Source organism: Tardiphaga sp. 37S4 (assembly GCF_021044645.1).
Classification (GTDB): domain Bacteria; phylum Pseudomonadota; class Alphaproteobacteria; order Rhizobiales; family Xanthobacteraceae; genus Tardiphaga; species Tardiphaga robiniae.
Genome location: NZ_CP088008.1, coordinates 4,500,814 through 4,517,668 on the forward strand (window position 1 = coordinate 4,500,814; position 16,855 = coordinate 4,517,668).

12 protein-coding genes are annotated in these 16,855 nt (G+C 63.6%); 9 read left to right on the top strand and 3 right to left on the bottom strand.

Annotated features, from left to right (window positions below; all coding sequences use genetic code 11):
• Positions 1 to 96: 96 nt before the first annotated feature.
• Positions 97 to 1,386 (top strand): flavin-dependent oxidoreductase, encoded by a 1,290-nt coding sequence (locus LPB73_RS21415; RefSeq protein WP_231078100.1) that lies wholly within the window; start codon positions 97 to 99, stop codon positions 1,384 to 1,386.
• Positions 1,387 to 1,431: 45 nt separating this feature from the next.
• Here LPB73_RS21415 and mutY read toward each other — a convergent pair whose 3' ends face one another.
• Positions 1,432 to 2,544, bottom strand: a complete 1,113-nt coding sequence (mutY, locus tag LPB73_RS21420) for an A/G-specific adenine glycosylase (protein ID WP_231078101.1) — start codon at positions 2,542 to 2,544, stop codon at positions 1,432 to 1,434.
• Positions 2,545 to 2,571: 27 nt separating this feature from the next.
• Here mutY and LPB73_RS21425 point away from each other — a divergent pair, with 27 nt between their 5' ends.
• The 5 genes from LPB73_RS21425 (at position 2,572) to smc (ending at position 9,963) form a co-directional block, all read left to right on the top strand.
• A complete protein-coding gene (locus LPB73_RS21425) occupies positions 2,572 to 3,051 on the top strand; it encodes a DUF721 domain-containing protein (RefSeq protein ID WP_231078102.1) in 480 nt (159 codons plus the stop codon).
• 105 nt (positions 3,052 to 3,156) lie between these two features.
• Complete coding sequence (locus LPB73_RS21430) at positions 3,157 to 3,813, top strand: DsbA family protein (protein WP_089262423.1); 657 nt, start codon at positions 3,157 to 3,159, stop codon at positions 3,811 to 3,813.
• A gap of 61 nt (positions 3,814 to 3,874) precedes the next feature.
• Positions 3,875 to 4,219, top strand: coding sequence for a DMT family transporter (locus tag LPB73_RS21435; RefSeq protein ID WP_068733204.1), 345 nt, complete (start codon positions 3,875 to 3,877; stop codon positions 4,217 to 4,219).
• 614 nt (positions 4,220 to 4,833) lie between these two features.
• The gene (locus LPB73_RS21440) at positions 4,834 to 5,097 is read left to right on the top strand and encodes a hypothetical protein (protein ID WP_231078103.1); all 264 of its coding nucleotides are present in this window, start codon (positions 4,834 to 4,836) and stop codon (positions 5,095 to 5,097) included.
• Positions 5,098 to 6,498: 1,401 nt separating this feature from the next.
• Positions 6,499 to 9,963, top strand: coding sequence for a chromosome segregation protein SMC (gene smc, locus LPB73_RS21445; protein WP_231078104.1), 3,465 nt, complete (start codon positions 6,499 to 6,501; stop codon positions 9,961 to 9,963).
• Positions 9,964 to 10,035: 72 nt separating this feature from the next.
• On the opposite strand, the gene LPB73_RS21450 is transcribed toward smc, so the two are convergent.
• Positions 10,036 to 11,052: a DUF6892 domain-containing protein gene (locus LPB73_RS21450; RefSeq protein WP_231078105.1), complete on the bottom strand. Its 1,017-nt coding sequence runs from the start codon at positions 11,050 to 11,052 to the stop codon at positions 10,036 to 10,038.
• 123 nt (positions 11,053 to 11,175) lie between these two features.
• Between LPB73_RS21450 and LPB73_RS21455 the strand changes: the two genes are divergently transcribed.
• On the top strand, positions 11,176 to 12,165 hold the full coding sequence (locus LPB73_RS21455; protein ID WP_231078106.1) for a small ribosomal subunit Rsm22 family protein: 990 nt from the start codon (positions 11,176 to 11,178) through the stop codon (positions 12,163 to 12,165).
• A gap of 67 nt (positions 12,166 to 12,232) precedes the next feature.
• On the top strand, positions 12,233 to 12,613 hold the full coding sequence (locus LPB73_RS21460) for a hypothetical protein (protein ID WP_093759564.1): 381 nt from the start codon (positions 12,233 to 12,235) through the stop codon (positions 12,611 to 12,613).
• A gap of 278 nt (positions 12,614 to 12,891) precedes the next feature.
• Here LPB73_RS21460 and LPB73_RS21465 read toward each other — a convergent pair whose 3' ends face one another.
• Entirely contained in the window at positions 12,892 to 15,864 is a 2,973-nt protein-coding gene (locus LPB73_RS21465) for an autotransporter outer membrane beta-barrel domain-containing protein (RefSeq protein WP_231078107.1), read from the bottom strand.
• Between the two features lie 359 nt (positions 15,865 to 16,223).
• On the opposite strand from LPB73_RS21465, the gene LPB73_RS21470 reads away from it, so the two are divergent.
• Complete coding sequence (locus LPB73_RS21470) at positions 16,224 to 16,784, top strand: LemA family protein (RefSeq protein ID WP_231078108.1); 561 nt, start codon at positions 16,224 to 16,226, stop codon at positions 16,782 to 16,784.
• Positions 16,785 to 16,855 lie beyond the last annotated feature (71 nt).

The window sequence follows — 16,855 nt, forward strand, 5'->3', positions numbered from 1 at the left end:
CGACCCGGACGCGTTTTTCCGCCGCGATCGTCCCAGTTGCCGTCATCGCCTCTCCCGTGCCATGACCTCGATCAAATCGAGGGGGAGGCAACAGAAATGACCGTTCTCATTGCAGGCGGCGGAATTGGCGGACTGACGCTCGCGCTCAGCCTGCACCAGATCGGCGTGCCATGCCGCGTGTTTGAAAGCGTGCCCGCGCTCAAGCCGCTCGGCGTCGGGATCAATGTGCTGCCGCATGCGGTGCGCGAGCTGATCGAACTTGGCCTGCACGACGACCTCGACGCATCCGGCGTGCGCACCCGCGAACTCGCCTTCTTCTCAAAACACGGTAAGCCGATCTGGAGCGAACCGCGCGGCATCGAGGCCGGATACAAATGGCCGCAGTTCTCGATCCACCGCGGCACGCTGCAGCAGATCCTGCTCGACACCGCCATCGAACGCCTCGGCGCCGAGAACATCCTCACCAGCCATCATTTGACCGGCTGGACGGAAACGCCGGAGGGCATTCGCGCCGACTTCATCGACAAGGCCACCGGCAAATCCGCTGGCAGCTATGACGGCACGCTGTTGATCGCAGCCGATGGCATCCATTCGGCGATCCGCCAGAAGCTCTATCCGGAGGAAGGCGCGCCGCTGTGGAACGGCCGCATTCTCTGGCGCGGCATCACCAGGAGCGATGCGTTCCTGACCGGCCGGACCATGATCATGGCTGGCCACGAGATCCTGAAATTCGTCTGCTACCCGATCTCGCAGGAGCCGGATGCCAACGGAAAGTACGACATCAACTGGGTGGCCGAACGGCACATGCCGCCGACTTATGAATGGCGCCGCGAGGACTACAACCGCGCGGCACGGCTCGAGGAGTTCCTGCCCTGGTTCAAGGACTGGCGCTTCGACTGGCTCGACGTGCCCGGCCTGATCAGCAATTGCCCACACGCTTACGAATATCCGCTGGTCGATCGCGATCCAGTTGATCGCTGGACGTTTGGCCGCGTCACGCTGATGGGCGATGCTGCGCATCCGATGTATCCGATCGGCTCCAACGGCGCGTCGCAGGCCATCCTCGATGCGCGCGTACTGACGCGGGAGATTCTTGCGCTTGGCGAAGTGCCGGCCGCGCTCGAAGCCTATGAGGCCGAGCGACGCCCCGCGACCACCGACCTCGTGATGCTGAACCGCCGCAACGGACCGGAACAGGTCATGCAGATCGTCGAGGAACGCGCGCCTGAGGGATTCAATGTCGTCACCGACGTGCTCTCGCAGCAGGAACTCGAAGACATCGCCGCCAATTACAAGCGCGTCGCCGGTTTTCAGGTCGAGGGCCTGAATGCAAAACCGCCGATCGTGACGCTGCCGCAATCGTCACAACTTTCCAGCGCGAGTTGATGCAGCTCGCGCGCTGGCGCGCATTCAAGCGTCCGGATTCAAACTTCAATCCAGTCCATGCGCGATGACCTTGCGCATGACGTTCGGCAGAGCTTCGTCGTCCAATGTTGCGATCGGGACCCAGCGCATGCCCTCGGGGGGGCGGGTGCGGGGCGGCACATGCGCCGTATAGACGGCGAGCTCCAGCGGGAAGTGTGTGAAGACATGGGTGACCGCGCCGGTTTTGCGATGCCACGCCGTGAGATTTTTTAAGGTCGGCGCCTGCTTCAAGGCGTCCTTGTCTTCGTGACCGGCGAGCCATTCCGATGACGGCACTTCGGTCATATTCCCCAGCAATCCCTTTTCCGGGCGGGTGCGCACCAGCAGCTCGTTGCCGCGCGTGACCACGAAAGCCGCACCACGCCGCAGTATGCCGGCCTTCTTCGGCGCCTTTCGCGGAAACGTCTCCTGATCGCCGCGCGTCTTGGCTGCGCAATCGTCGTTGATGGGGCACAGCGCACAGGCGGGTTTTTTGGGCGTGCAGATGGTCGAGCCGAGATCCATCAGCGCCTGGGCGCTGTCGCCCGCGCGCGTCGGACCGAGCAGCGTCGCCGCCAGCCCCACGATGACAGGCTTGGATTTCGGCAGCGGTTCTTCCACCGCATAGAGCCGCGATGTCACGCGCTCGATATTGCCATCCACCGGCATGCATTGGCGGCCGAAGGCAATCGCGGCGATGGCCGATGCCGTATAGGGCCCGATGCCCGGCAATGCGCGCAGGCCGTCCTCGGTATCCGGAAAGGCGCCGCCATGATCGCGCAGCACGGTGACGGCGCAGGCATGCAGATTGCGCGCGCGGGAGTAATAGCCGAGCCCTGCCCACATCCGCAGCACGTCGTCCTGCGAGGCGCTGCCGAGATCGCTCACCGTGGGCCAGCGCGCCAGGAACTTGGCGAAATACGGCCCCACCGCCTGCACGGTGGTCTGCTGCAGCATGATTTCGGAGAGCCAGACCCGATAGGGATCGATGCCCTCGCCCGGCAAAGGCCGCCACGGCAATCTGCGGCGATGCTTGTCATACCAGGCGAGCAGTTGGGCCGGACGCTTGGCGGCGGCGCTTTCCCCGCTATCCCGTGCGGAAGGTTTCTTTCGTCGGGTGGCGGCGGCTGATAGACTCATGCCGACATGTATCCAAAAGCCTCGTTCATGAACAAGCCCGGCCCGATCTCCGCCAAGCCGCTCTCCGTCCTGCTCGGCGGGGTGTTTGCCGATGCCTATGCCAAACAGGGCTTCGCCTCGCGCGAGCTGGTGACACGCTGGGCCGAGATCGCCGGCCAGCAGGTGGCGAATTTCTCGGAGCCCTTGAAGATCCAGTGGCCGCGCCCTGTGGAAGGCCAGCCGCAGGAGCCTGCGACATTGATCCTGCGCGTCGAAGGCCCGATGGCGCTGGAGATCCAGCATTCGTCGGATGCGATCCTGCAGCGGGTGAACCGCTTTTTCGGCTGGAATGCGGTCGGCAAGATCGCGCTGCGCCAGGCGCCGCTGTCGCGGCCGCAGCCTCGCCGCACCGTGAAGCCGCCGGATGCCAAGGCCATCGCCCAGGTTGCGGAAACGCTGCCCGAGGTCGAGGACGACGCCTTGCGCGAGGCACTGGCGCGGCTCGGCGCCTCGATCAAGCGAAGTTGAGGCTTTCCAGCCCGCCCGGAACCGGCGCGTGCTTGCCACATTTGTGGTTTCAAGTTAGCGAAGCGAACCTTGTCCCGGCGTCCGCCGCCGCTTTGGAGCATTCCTTTGATCATCACGCGCCGTGACTTCACCGCCGCCCTTGCCCTGACCGGCGCCGCAGCAGCCATCGGCCTGTCGCCGCTGCAGCTGATCTCTGAGGCTTTCGCGCAGAACGCCGTCGACGTCGCCAAGCCGGTGTCGCTGCCCGACATGGCGCTCGGCCCGAAGGATGCCGCCGTCACCGTCACCGAATATGCCTCGATGACCTGCCCGCATTGCGCGGCCTTCACCGAGCAGGTGTTCCCGAAGATCAAGGAAGCCTTTATCGACACCAACAAGATCCGCTTCGTGTTTCGCGAATTCCCGCTCGACATCAAGGCCGCCGCCGGCTCGATGCTGGCGCGCTGCATCGCCAAGGAAGACTCGGGCAAGTACTTCGCCGTCATCGACATGCTGTTCAAGCAGCAGAACGACTGGGTGATGAAGGACACCGCCGCGACCCTGACCCGCATCGGCAAGCAGGCCGGCCTCAGCCAGCAGGCCGTGGAAGAATGCCTGAAGGACCAGGCGCTACTCGACAAGATCGCTGCCGACCAGAAATACGCCAATGAAGTGCTGAAGGTGAACTCGACACCGACCTTCTTCATCAATGGCGAAATGCTGAAGGGCGAGCAGTCGTTCGAGGAATTCTCCAAGAAGATCACCCCGCTGCTGAAGAGCTGAGGTCTTCTTGTCCCTCCTCGCCTTTACGCGGGGAGGGATTCATGAACGCCCGAGCCCTTTCATGACCCCGACCTTCCTTAACTACGCCGCCCTCGGCTGCGCCATCGTGCTGGAGACCATCGGCACGGCGCTGCTGGCGCAGTCGCAGCAGTTCACGAAGCTCTGGCCGACGTTCGGCATGGCCGTCTGCTACATCCTGTCGCTCTATTTCCTGTCGCACGCGCTGAAGGTGATGCCAGTTGGGATCGCCTATGCGATCTGGAGCGGGCTCGGCATCGTGCTGATTTCGGCGGTGAGCTATTTTGCGTTCCGGCAGGCGCTCGATCTCGCCGCCATCATCGGCATCGGCTTCATCCTGACCGGCGTGGTCATCGTCAACGCGTTCTCCGCCAGCGCGTCGCATTAGCGCGCTGCCGCGCCGTCATCTTCTCTGATTCTTCGCTTCAAACAGCCGAGCTCTCGCAATCTCGCGGCGCTTGCGCGTCCGAGGTGTGAGCAGTCCCCCTCGAAACATGAGGGGCGGCGGCGCGCCGTCAGGCGCAAAGGGTGGTGTGTGTCGCGATCCGCTCCACCGGAACGCCGGCAAGCTGCAACCGCGCAACGCCTTGAGGGCGCGCCACCGCGACGTCTTTTTAGCTTCGGGACCGTTCTTCCGGGTAAAGGGCAGAGCTCCGCACTCCGCTTATCCCGACGATTTCGCGCCGTTCACCAATACCACGTCCAGCCAGCATGAGTGGCAGAGCCCCGTAGTGGGCCCGGACGGTGACCCCAAGCCTCCCGAGTGTGCGGGGTACGTCACCCCACACCCGCAGGCGCCGCATCCTGTCCCACCTCAAGACGCCTCATGAAGCGCCCCTCGCGAACCGGATAAGATTTGATTATAATCTTATAGGAAAACTGTCAAGTGCCCGCGGGCATTTTTTCGATGCCGGATGCAACTGAAGCCGCGCTCATGCGTTCACGTAGTTCACCCAAAAGAATGGTTCAGTCCCCCTCGTCCAACCCGATGAGACTTGCCCCATGCCGACACGCGCCAGCCACCTGCCGCATTATGTCGAGCGCACCGCGCTTCAGAAATTGCGCGATACGCCGGGCCTGCTTGCGCCGCATTTGATGCCTGCCGGGCCGAAGACCCTGTCCAAGATGGTCGCCAAGACCTGGATCGCGCTCCAGGCCGGCTCGCTGGTGCGTTATTGCATCACGCCCGAAGGCGAAGCCGCGCTGAAGGCCAAAATCCCGATGCCGCGCAACGCACAGACTCCGCCCGCTGACACCCTGCGATAGCAGCCCGATAGGCGCCCGGCGATAGCCGCGCCACGCGCCCGCCGGATCTTAACGGATGACGCGCCCCCGGATTAACCCTGATTCCAGGTGTAAACGCGCATTAAGGAACGCTTAAGCGCCATCTCCGCATTCTCGTCCCATTAGCGTTAGGGGCGTATCATGTTTGAAAATTTCATCTGCGAGATCATCGGCCTGGCATTTCTCGGCCTCTGCATCGCCGTACTCGGCGCGCCGCAGCAGCGCCGTCCGGACGGCTATGCGCGGGACGTGTGAGGCGTCGACGTGCAGCAAAATGCTAGTGCACTACATCCCTTGCTAGCTTCCAGCTAACGTTATCTTCCTTATTGGGTGCTGCTCAGGAGGATTAGACCTTGGCGGTCGCCGCTTTGCTGGCGGAATTACGAACGCGTGCCCTCTGAGCTTCCCTGCTAATCGCCTCTGCTCAGCCTCAAGATAGATGAGATGATTTCCAGCATGGCGGAAGTGAGCCTCTTGCTCCTCGAGTAACGGCACATCGACGTGAAAAAACTCAAGTGATATATCGCCGCCAAGCGTTTTCGCGCCTTTTTCTAGGTTGGTGAAGAATAGACCAAGATCGTCTTCATCTAGCCAGTGACAGTGCGAGTATTGATTGCGGAGTTCTTTGCAAACTCCGATTTCTCTGCGCGCAGTCACCCAAATCTGATCAAGATTGCAGTCCGCATAAAATGGACGAAGGATAGCGTCAGCGATTGCTATCCTTGCTCTTCGCCCCGATTTCTAAACAGGAGTCTTGCAGCTTTGCTCAGATCACCGAGCGGAGCCCGCATGCACATGCACAGCAAAAATTCCAACTCGCCGTACCCTGCTAACATACGCCCTATAATTGCCGCTTCTTTGGGGTGACGCAGGAACGCCGGCATCAAAGGAGCATAATCCATGACAATCACTCTAAGGAAAAAAGCGGTAGAGCAGATTCTGCAGGGCTACCACTAACTAAACCAACTCGCAGGCCGCCTTCAGGAGCGTCCCCGGTAAAATCTCGCAAGACAACTTCAAAGATTGGCGCAGCGAGACCCCACACTGCATCCCAGTCACGAATAATCTCACGCAACCTACTCCTGTTGGAAGTCGGCGCGCAGCGGCGATTGGTTACCGTGAGGCGAGCGCATTCGCGCCCTTCTTCCCCACCCCCCTTAAAACAAGCCCTTTTTCTCGCCCTCCCCCACCTATCCCCCGCAAAACCCTTGGGAAAAGCGGGGTTCCGCGGTTGCGCGACTGCCCTCGTCTCGCCATTGTCCGGGCCAATGAGAGCCGCGACCAGCGAGTCTCCACCCGCGCGGCAGCTGCATTTATGCTATTGTTCGTGCTGGGGGATTCGCGATTCTCGGGGCTGTTCGGCTAACCTAGAGTACCGTATCCATGAAACTCACGCGCCTGCGCCTGCACGGATTCAAGTCGTTCGTCGAACCGACCGACTTCATGATCGAGCCCGGTCTGACCGGCGTCGTCGGCCCGAACGGCTGCGGCAAGTCCAATCTGGTGGAAGCGCTGCGCTGGGCGATGGGCGAAACCTCGCACAAGTCGCTGCGCGCCGCCGATATGGACGCGGTGATCTTCGCCGGCTCCGGCAACCGCGCCTCGCGCAACCACGCCGAAGTGGTGATGACGATCGACAATACCGATCGCACTGCGCCGGCCATGGTCAATGACGCCGAAATTCTGGAAATCTCCCGCCGCATCGAGCGCGAAGCCGGGTCGCAATACCGCATCAACGGCCGCGACGTGCGCGCCCGCGACGTGCAGATCCTGTTTGCCGACGCCGCCACCGGCGCGCGTTCGCCCGCCCTCGTCCACCAGGGCAAGATCGGCGAAATCATCCAGGCGAAGCCCGAGCAGCGCCGCCGCGTGCTGGAAGACGCCGCCGGCGTCGCCGGCCTGCATGCGCGCCGCCACGAGGCCGAGCTGCGCCTCAAGGCCGCCGAAACCAACCTCACCCGCGTCGAGGACGTGATCGGTCAGCTCTCGGGCCAGATGGAAGGCCTGAAGAAGCAGGCCCGCCAGGCGATCCGCTACCGCGAAGTCGCCGGCAAGGTGCGCAAGGCCGAGGCCATGCTGTTCCACCTGCGCTGGCTGCAGGCGCACCAGGACAATGCCGAAGCCGCAACCCTGCACGACCAGTATGTGCGCGATCTCGCCGAACGTACCCGTGAACAGGGCGAAGCCGCGCGCATCCAGGCGATCCGCGCGTCTGAACTCCCTGCCCTGCGCGAGGCGGAAGCCGCTGCTGCCGCCGGCCTGCAGCGCCTGACCAATGCCCGCGACATGCTCGACCGCGAGGAAGAGCGCGCCAAGGAGCGCGCCGCCGAGCTCGACCGTCGCCTGACGCAGTTCGAGAGCGACGTCGCGCGCGAGATGAAGCAGTCGGAAGACGCTGAATTTGCGCTGCTCCGTCTCGACGAAGAAGACGCGATGCTCAAGGAAGAGATCATGCAGCGCGTCGAGCTGCGTGGCGGCGTCGACGACCGCGTCTCCGAGGCCGAGGCCGTGCTGGCCGCCGCCGAGCGTACCTTCACCGAACTCACCACCGCCCATGCGGACATGACCGCCAAGCGCAACCAGCTGCAGTCCAACGTGCGCAGCCAGGCCGATCGCCTCGCGCGTCTGGGCCAGGAAATCGCCAGTGTCGAGGCTGAGATCGAGGCACTGACGGCGCAAACGTCAGGCTTCGGCGACCTGGATGAGCTTGCAGCGCTGATGGAGACGTCGCAGGAAATCCTGCTGCAGGCCGAAGGCAGCGTGGCCGACAACGAGGCCGCCCATATCGCGGCCCGGCAGACGCTGGAAGCCTCGCGCGCGCCGCTCAACGACGCCGACAGGAAGGTGCAGCGGCTCGAGACCGAAGCCCGCACGATTTCGAAGATCCTCAACGGCGAAACCAAGAACCTGTGGCCGCCGATCATCGACGGCGTCAGCGTCACCAAGGGCTATGAAAAGGCGCTCGGCGCCGTGCTGGGCGACGATCTGGACGCGCCGGTCGATCCGTCCGCACCGATGCGCTGGACCAATGCCGGCGATCACGCCAACGATCCGGCGCTGCCTGCGGGCGTGGAATCGCTGGCCTCGCATGTCAATGCGCCGGCCGAACTCGCACGCCGCCTGAAGCAGATCGGCGTCGTCTCCAAGGATCAGGGCGCAGCCCTCGTCTCGCAGTTGCAGACCGGACAGCGGCTGGTGTCGCTGGAAGGCGACGTCTGGCGCTGGGACGGTTTCGTCGCCGGTGCCCATGCGCCGACCGGCGCCGCCCGTCGTCTGGCCGAGCGCGCCCGCCTGACCGATATCGAAGCCGATCTGGAAAACGCCAAGATCGACGCCATTGCCAAGCGTGAAGCGCTGGAAAGCGCAGAGCAGGCGCTGAAGGCTGCGGCCTCGGCCGAAGGCGCATCGCGCGATGCGCTGCGCAATGCCCGCCGCGACGTCGACCAGGCCCGCGAGCGTCATGCCAATGCCGAACGCGAGATCAACCGCCATGCGGCGCGCCGCGCGACGCTGACCGAAGCGCAGTCGCGCCTCTCCAACGATCGCATGGAAGCGGAAGCGGCGCATGAGAGCGCGCATGCCGCGCTGGAATATCTGCCGGAAAGCTCCGACGCCGAGGCGCAGCTCGCGACCGTCCGCGGCGAGATCGAAGGCCATCGCCGCGGCGCAGCTCAAGTGCGCGCCGAAGCGCAGGCGCTGGCCCGCGAGGCTGAGCTGGCCGACCGCCGCCTGCAGGCGATCATCGCCGAGCGCACCGATTGGGCGAACCGCAAGACCTCCGCCGCGTCGCAGATCGAGACGGTTGCCGCACGCGTCGCCGAAGTGACGCGCGAGCGCGCCGAACTCGAAGACGCCCCGGCGCTCTATCTGCAGAAGCGCCGCGCGCTGATCTCGGAAGTCGAGAGCGCCGAACAGGCCCGCCAGCTCGCCGCCAACGCACTGGCATCGGCCGAAAACGCCATGCGCGAGACCGACCGCGATGCCCGCGGCTCGCTGGAAGCCCTCTCGGCCGCCCGCGAAGCCTGTGCCCGCACCGAAGAGCGCATGGAAAGCGGCAAGCGCCGCCTCGAGGACATCGAGCGCGAAATCCGCGACATGCTCGAAGTCGAGCCGGAAGGCGTCGCGGCGCTGGCCGAAGTCCGCCAGGACGACACGCTGCCGCCGCTCGCCGACATCGAAGCCGATCTGGAAAAGCTGCGCCGCGATCGCGAGCGTCTCGGCGCCGTCAACCTGCGCGCCGAGGAAGAGCTCAACGAAGTCGAAGGCACGCACAACGGCCTCGCCACCGAGCGCGACGACCTCGTCGAAGCCATCAAGAAGCTGCGCACCGGCATCCAGAGCCTGAACAAGGAAGCCCGCGAACGGCTGATGACCTCGTTCGACATCGTCAACGGCCACTTCAAGCGCATGTTCGTCGAACTGTTCGGCGGCGGCGAAGCCGAGCTGAAACTGATCGAGAGTGACGATCCGCTCGAAGCAGGTCTCGAAATCGTCGCCAAGCCGCCCGGCAAGAAGCCGCAGACCCTGTCGCTGCTGTCAGGTGGTGAGCAGGCCCTGACCGCACTGGCGCTGATCTTCGCGGTGTTCCTCACCAACCCGTCGCCGATCTGCGTGCTGGACGAAGTCGACGCGCCGCTCGACGACCACAACGTGGAGCGCTTCTGCAGCCTGCTGCATGAAATGTGCGCCTCGACCGAAACGCGCTTCATCACCATCACGCACAACCCGATCACCATGGCGCGCATGCACCGCCTGTACGGCGTGACCATGGCAGAGCGCGGTGTGTCGCAGCTGGTCTCGGTGGATCTCGAAAATGCGGTGAAGATCCTCGATCAGGAAGTGGCGTAACTCTTTCTTGCCCCCCGCGCGAAGCGAAGCTTCGCCAGGTGGGGAGGGCAAGACAAACAAAGCGCGCCTCTCCTACGCGTCGATGCGCACCGCGACGCCACGCGCCTTTAACGCCGCGATCAAAGCCGGATCGCTGATGGCAGTTTCCGGGAATGTCAGCTTCTTCAGCGCAGGGAGCTCGAGCAGACGCCCGGGATTGCCGCACACCGACGGCAGATGAAGCGCTTCGAGCTTGCCGAGGCCGACGAGATCCGCCGCATCCAGCCGCTCGATCATCGCGATGCAGGTGAGCTGCCGCAGATTCTGGCACAGGCCGATCCCGGCCGTGCTGGAAATGTCGAAGTCCTCGCTCTCGCCGTCCCAGAAATAATAGCAATAGGGATAGATCTCGTTGCCGCCATCGAAGGTGATGGCCTCGACCTTCGCCAGGTCCGCCTCGGTCAGGGGATAGCGCACCAGATAATCGTAAGCCTCGCTGATCAGATCGTAACCGTCATCCTCGAGATCGACCGCGCGTTTCAGCACGAACGCGGCAAGATCCCCGGGCTCGGCCAGATCGAGCGCGCCGCTCTCCAGCAATGACGACATGACGGCGAGTTTGAAGTTCGGATCGCCGAAGGGAGCGCCGGGCGCACCGGCAGCCACCGGATACGCCATCGGCTGCTTGTCCGGATAGACGGCCGCTGGATTGCGCAACGAGATCGCGTAAAGCTCCTGCCAGCGAAACTCCAGCGCAAGCTTCGTCTCATGCGAGACGTCGGCGACAAAATACATGGAATCGTAGACCGGCGCGCGGTGCGACAGCGCGAGCTGCGGCAGCGCCGCCAGAGCCTCCGCGACCGGCATACCGATCCGCAGACCGAGAACACCCGAGGTGGCAGGGAACGGTTCGCGATAACGAATAGCACCGATCCGTCCCGCTGTATCGATCTGCGCTTCAAAGCCGTGCTGCTTCGACAAGGCGGTGACACGGCCCTGCTGATGCGGCGCAGGTTCGCACCACCGCGCACCAAGCGCGCGGCTGAGATCTTCGCGCGCGTCGCCGGGCCGAAGCGCCGCAAGTGCGGTGAAATTGACCGGGTGATCCATCGTCGATATTCCTGTCTTGGCGTCACCGACGCCATCTGGTGAGAAGGCCTGTTGGTGTCGCAGCCGCGGCCGCGGGTTCAATACGAAGGTCGCGGCGCGCCGCGACGGAATGACGGATCACCGATGTCGACCGATCTCCCCGCCGAACTCACCGCGGCCCTCAACGCCCGCCTGCACGGCTTCTCGCGCAATGACGCGGCTGCGCGCTCCGATGCAATCTCGCAGACCTATCGCTCTGGCGGCGGCTCGACGACCATCCGTAGCGAGAGCGACGCACTGGCCTATGCGCTCGCCCGCATGCCGGCGACCTATGCGGCGGTCATCGCCAGCCTCAATGCGCTGCAGGAGACACGACCGGACTTCGCACCGACCACGCTACTCGATTGCGGCGCCGGGCCGGGAACGGCGACATGGGCCTGCGCCGAAGCCTTCGCGTCGCTCAATGCGTTCACGCTGCTCGATGCCAATCCCGCTCTGCGCACGCTTGCGCTCGGTTTGGCGCAGGACAGCCACCGCATCCCCGCGATGAACTACACGCTCGGCGACGCTGCCGCGACAATCGCCAATGCCCCATCCGCCGATCTCGTCATCGCGAGCTATGTCATCAATGAGCTCAACGATCTCGCGCGAACAAAACTCGTCGCGGCGATGTGGGCGAAGACCAATGATACATTGCTGATCGTCGAGCCCGGCACACCGTCGGGCTATCAACGCATTCTCGATGCGCGTGCGCAGCTCATCAAGAACGGCGCGCATGTGATCGCGCCCTGCCCTCATGACGATGCATGTCCGCTGGTGAAACCGGACTGGTGCCACTTCAGCCAGCGGCTGCAGCGCTCCCGTGTGCATAAACAACTCAAATCTGCAGAACTTCCCTATGAGGACGAGAAATTTATTTACGTCGCGCTGTCGCGTACGCCTGTCGCACAGCGGCCATCGCGCGTGCTCGCGCAGCCGGTGACGACGAAGATCGCAATCACGGCAAAACTCTGCACAAATGTAGGCGTTGTCGCCGCAAACGCACCACGCCGCGACAAGGCGAAGTATGCAAAGTTCCGCAAGCTCGACTGGGGCGATGCGGTTTTCGATTCACCGACATCATCCGCGGAATAATTCTCTACGGCGGGCGTTTGTTCTCCTGACGCGACTGCGTCGCCCAATCATCAGGAGTAACGCTGCAATGACCAAATCATTCGCCGCCCTCGCGGCTCTGACTCTCATGCTCGCCTCAAGCGCCGCCTCGGCTCAGATGCTGAAGACCGCCGACACCGCCAAGGGAAAGACCTTCGTCGATGCCAAGGGCATGACGCTCTACACCTTCGACAAGGACGCCGGCGGCAAGTCGATGTGCAACGGTCCCTGCGCCGAAAACTGGCCACCACTGTTCGCGGTGGACGATGCCAAGCCGAGTGCCGACATGACCATCGTCGTGCGCGACGACGGCAAGAAGATGTGGGCCTATAAAGGCAAGCCGCTCTACACCTTCAAGAAGGACACCGCCGCCGGCGACACCAATGGCGACGGATTTTTGAACGGTGCGTGGCATATGGCGAAGCCGTAAGCGGCTTCTGCGCTGGAACGACCCGCTGGTCGCGAGATTGCGGCTAGCTCACTGCAAGGCCCCTCACCCGACCGGCTTCGCTGCGCTTCGCCAGTCGACCTCTCCCCGCAAAGAGCGGGGCGAGGTTAAGGAAGGTGGCGCCGTGCTTACCTCTCCCCGCTCTGCGCGGGGAGAGGTCGACATGCGCGCGTAGCGCGGATGTCGGGTGAGGGGCATGGCACCGCCCTCACCTACATTCGGTATTTGCGAATCTCGTTTTTCCTGCGGATAGCCCGCTCTCAGAACGAATGCCGGATGCGGCCCATCACCTGATGCGCGACGGCGTCGTTGCTGCCGACGATCGCATCATAGTTCACCGACAGCACCGTGAGCGGCGCAAGCTTGCCGGACAGACCGGCACCGATCACGCCGCGATCGCGCAATGCGCTGCCGGTCGCGGTGATGAACGAGCCCGGCAGTGTCGTATCGGCGAAGCTCGCATTGATGCCGCGCACGCCATCGCTGAATTCATGCAGCCAGGCCAGCCGCAATTCCGGCGTCAGCACGCCGCCATTCAGCGCGTAGTCATAGCCGAAGCGTGCGCCGACGCTGGAGCGCAGCGATTCCGAACTGTCCGAGCCGACCACCAGCGCGGCAGCGCCGCCGCGCTCTGCGAAGCCATCGGTCATCACCCGCGTATATTGCAGGCCGATCTCCGGCGTGACGACCCAGCCGCTGACGCGCAGGTCGGTGCCGACCGTGCCACGGATCGCATAGTGATCGCCGCTGAAGGCCGCGGTGTTCGCCGTGCCGACCGCCACGCGCGTGGTGTCGTAATCGCTGAAGCCATAGAGGCCCATGGCGGTCGCGAACCAGCCGGGCGCCTGATAGGTGCCATAGCCGCCGATGGTACCGGTCGAGATCTTGGTGTGGCTGCCGACATTATCGATATCGCCGCGGGTCAGCGCATAGCCACCGAACACGCCGGCGACGATGCTGTCCGTGATGCGCCGGTCGTAGCCGGCGAGCACGTTGACCGTGTTCGACTTGAAGCCCGGCGCGTCAGTGCGTGCGCCTTCGCGGGCGAAGCTCGCGCCCGACGTGATGAACAGGCCCTGTTCGGCAGCGACGGCGACTGGACGCAGACCCGGCAGAGCCTTGGTCACGGGAGCATAGGCCATCGCATCGGCCGCATTGCCGCCCCAGCCGGCATCGGCCAGCGCAGAACTTGCGCTGCCAGGGAATCCCGTCACCGCGGCCAGCGCACGATCCGCACCGAAATTCTTGTCGAACATGCCGCCGTCGAACATCGCCAGCGCATTACCGACGCCGGACATGTCGATGCCGAGGCCGCCGAGGCGGTTCTGCGTCAGGTGTTGGCCGACCAGCGAGGTCGTCTGGAACGCGTCATTCATGGTCATGCGGCCGAGGCCCTGATAGGCCGCGGGCGTGAGCTGCGCCAGCGCCGCGCCGACATCTGCCGAGCTGGCAACGCTGTCGAGCAGATTGACCACCGCACTGCTGGTGGCGGTGGCCGGCAGATTGTCGAACAGCGAGGCGACGCCGAGCGAGCCCGCGCTGGCAAAGGACGCGAACGAAGACGACGTTCCGGTGATCACCTCGAACGACGTATAGAGTGTACCGCCGATATTCACGGTCTGACCGGCTTGCAGCGCAGCGCGCTTGGCGTCGGTGAGGCCCGCTTTGTTGTAGTTCAGCGTGTCGGTGCCGACGCCGCCATCGACGAGACCGACGATGCGCGAGCCCTTCATGATGTTGACGGTGTCGTTGCCGCCTTCCATGTTCACGGCGCGACCGGTGTTGCCGATGATGGTGCCGTAATTGGTCAGCACGTCGGCGCCTTCGCCCATCTGGATGGCGGAGCCATCACCGCGGATGAAGCGGGCCGAGCCGGTGCCGGTATAGGTGATGCCGTTCAGGGTGCCGATGGAATTGGGATCTGCCACGCCCGTATTCATCAACACGATCGCGTTCGGATCGGGGATCGCGCCATTGCCGATGATGGTGCCGTAGTTGACGATCGCGTCGTTATTGATTGCCGGCGTTGCCGTGCTCTTGTTTTCCAGACGGATCGCGTAGCCATTCTGGCCAATAATGGTGCCGCTCTCGTAGTTGATAATCGTGGTCGCTGCGACGCCGCTGCGATCCACATTCGTGTCCTTATTGACGACGATCGCGGTATTTGCACCGCTTATGGTGCCGTAATTGGTGATCGTACCGCCGCCGATGGAAATGCCTTCGCTGGCATTGGCGCGGCCGCCACTATCGAAACCGCCGGCGCCGATGCCTTCGATGATGCCGTAGTTAAGGATCTTACCCTCATTGTCGATATCGACGCCGTCACCATCGCCGTTGATCTGCGCCACACCGTCCGAGTTGAAGATGCTCCCGACGCCAGCATAGGCACCTGTGATGCGGCCGTAATTGTTGACGGTGCCGTCGCCATCGGAACCGACGCCCGAGCCGTTGCGGCCGAGGATCGTGCCACCGGCCGCGTTGTTGACCGTGACGTTATTGTCCGCAGTGATGCCGTGGCGCGCGCCGGAAATCAGACCACCGGCCTGATTGTTGACGACAACACCGAGATTGCCGCCGGTGTCGATGCCATCCGATGTGCCATTTGCACCGCCGGAGGTATTCGCGCCGAAGCTGCGGATGATGCCGAAATTGTTGATCACAGCGTTGGCGCCGGGCCGGACCGCATCGTCGGTCATAGCTTCGATCACGCCGGTCGCACGGTTGATGATGGTCATCGATGCCGCGCCAGTCATGCCGCGGAAATCGAGCGCCTGCCCGAGCGCCACATAGCCGGTACCGCCGGCCTGGATCAGCCCGGCATTGTCGATCACGATGGTGCCTGACGACATCGCAAGATTGAAACGGAACACATCGTTCTGTGTCGAACGCACGATGGCGCCGATATTGTTGAGGAACGTGAAAGTGCGGCCCGCCGTTGCGCCGGTGGCGTCGATGACGCGCCCCGTGCCGGTGTTTTCGATCACGCCGGAATTGGTAACCACGACGCCGGTCGATGCGCCGTTCCACCCGATGGTCGCCGTGCCGCTGGTGGATCGCAGCGTGCCGGAGGCATCGACCGTTCCGGTCTGCGTGCCGCTAAGTGTCTTCGTTGTGGTATCCGTGGTGCCGGCTGGCACCGTGAATGTCTGCGCCTCCGCCGTCATCGGCGCGAACAGCGCCGCCACAACCACGCCCATCGCAAGCCGGCTCGCGCCGTTACGCCATTCCAACATCACTCAAGTCCCCAGCCCAAAGGTTAGGGTTTCATTAGGTTTTGCGCATGACGGTTGGATGACGAATGACGCACCGTCGCTAACCCGCAGGCGTCACATACAAGACTCTCGCAGACTGATGCACAACTGCAACGAAGCATGCCGGGGATAATATCCCTAGGATTGCAGCACTGACTTTCTTCTCGTCACCAGCAGGAAGGCGTGGGGACAAGGCCGGCCATTGGCCAGGCCTCTCCGCCCTTGAACGTATTCCACCCTCGCGGCGACCAATCCGTGCCGCGACGTGCCTGCGGCCCCTGCTCTGTGGCCGCATGATCGGCTAGGCTTTGGGTTTGATGGTTTCTTTTGGGGGTTCTCACATGTCGACCGGCTGGATCATTCTTGGCGTCATCGTTGTCCTGATTGTCCTGGCATTTGCTGCCTACAACCGACTGGTGGCGCTGAGCCAGCGGGTCAACCAGTCCTTTGCCGATATCGACGTGCAGCTCAAGCAGCGCCACGACCTGATCCCGAACCTGATCGAGACCGTGAAGGGCTATGCGGCGCATGAGCGCGGCACCCTCGACGACGTCATCAAGGCGCGCAATTCGGCGATGAATGCACAGGGGCCGGCGCAGGTTGGCGCCGCGGAAAACCAGCTCTCCGGCGCGCTCGGCCGGCTGATCGCGCTGTCCGAGGCCTATCCGGACCTCAAGGCCAATGCGAATTTCCAGCAGTTGCAAACCGAGCTCTCGGATATCGAAAACAAGATCGCGGCTTCGCGCCGCTTCTTCAACAATGCCGTGTCCGAATACAACACCGGCATTCAGCAGATGCCCGCGGCCCTGTTCGCCGGCACCTTCGGCTTCCATTCGAAGGAGTTCTTCGATCTCGGCGAGACCCGCAAGGAGGTCGAAGCCGTGCCGCAGGTCAAGTTCTGATCCTCAGACCCAGAACACATGCCCCTCCCCGTCATTGCGAGCGCAGCGAAGCAATCCAGAAAGCTACAAGC

What these genes read in the sequence shown, in the direction of transcription:
- LPB73_RS21470 (WP_231078108.1), top strand. Translation starts at nt 16,224, where the DNA reads ATGTCGACCGGCTGGATCATTCTTGGCGTCATCGTTGTCCTGATTGTC.
- LPB73_RS21450 (WP_231078105.1), bottom strand. Translation starts at nt 11,052, where the DNA reads ATGGATCACCCGGTCAATTTCACCGCACTTGCGGCGCTTCGGCCCGGC.
- LPB73_RS21425 (WP_231078102.1), top strand. Translation starts at nt 2,572, where the DNA reads ATGAACAAGCCCGGCCCGATCTCCGCCAAGCCGCTCTCCGTCCTGCTC.
- LPB73_RS21440 (WP_231078103.1), top strand. Translation starts at nt 4,834, where the DNA reads ATGCCGACACGCGCCAGCCACCTGCCGCATTATGTCGAGCGCACCGCG.
- LPB73_RS21415 (WP_231078100.1), top strand. Translation starts at nt 97, where the DNA reads ATGACCGTTCTCATTGCAGGCGGCGGAATTGGCGGACTGACGCTCGCG.
- LPB73_RS21460 (WP_093759564.1), top strand. Translation starts at nt 12,233, where the DNA reads ATGACCAAATCATTCGCCGCCCTCGCGGCTCTGACTCTCATGCTCGCC.
- LPB73_RS21465 (WP_231078107.1), bottom strand. Translation starts at nt 15,864, where the DNA reads ATGTTGGAATGGCGTAACGGCGCGAGCCGGCTTGCGATGGGCGTGGTT.
- mutY (WP_231078101.1), bottom strand. Translation starts at nt 2,544, where the DNA reads ATGAGTCTATCAGCCGCCGCCACCCGACGAAAGAAACCTTCCGCACGG.
- LPB73_RS21435 (WP_068733204.1), top strand. Translation starts at nt 3,875, where the DNA reads ATGACCCCGACCTTCCTTAACTACGCCGCCCTCGGCTGCGCCATCGTG.
- smc (WP_231078104.1), top strand. Translation starts at nt 6,499, where the DNA reads ATGAAACTCACGCGCCTGCGCCTGCACGGATTCAAGTCGTTCGTCGAA.
- LPB73_RS21455 (WP_231078106.1), top strand. Translation starts at nt 11,176, where the DNA reads ATGTCGACCGATCTCCCCGCCGAACTCACCGCGGCCCTCAACGCCCGC.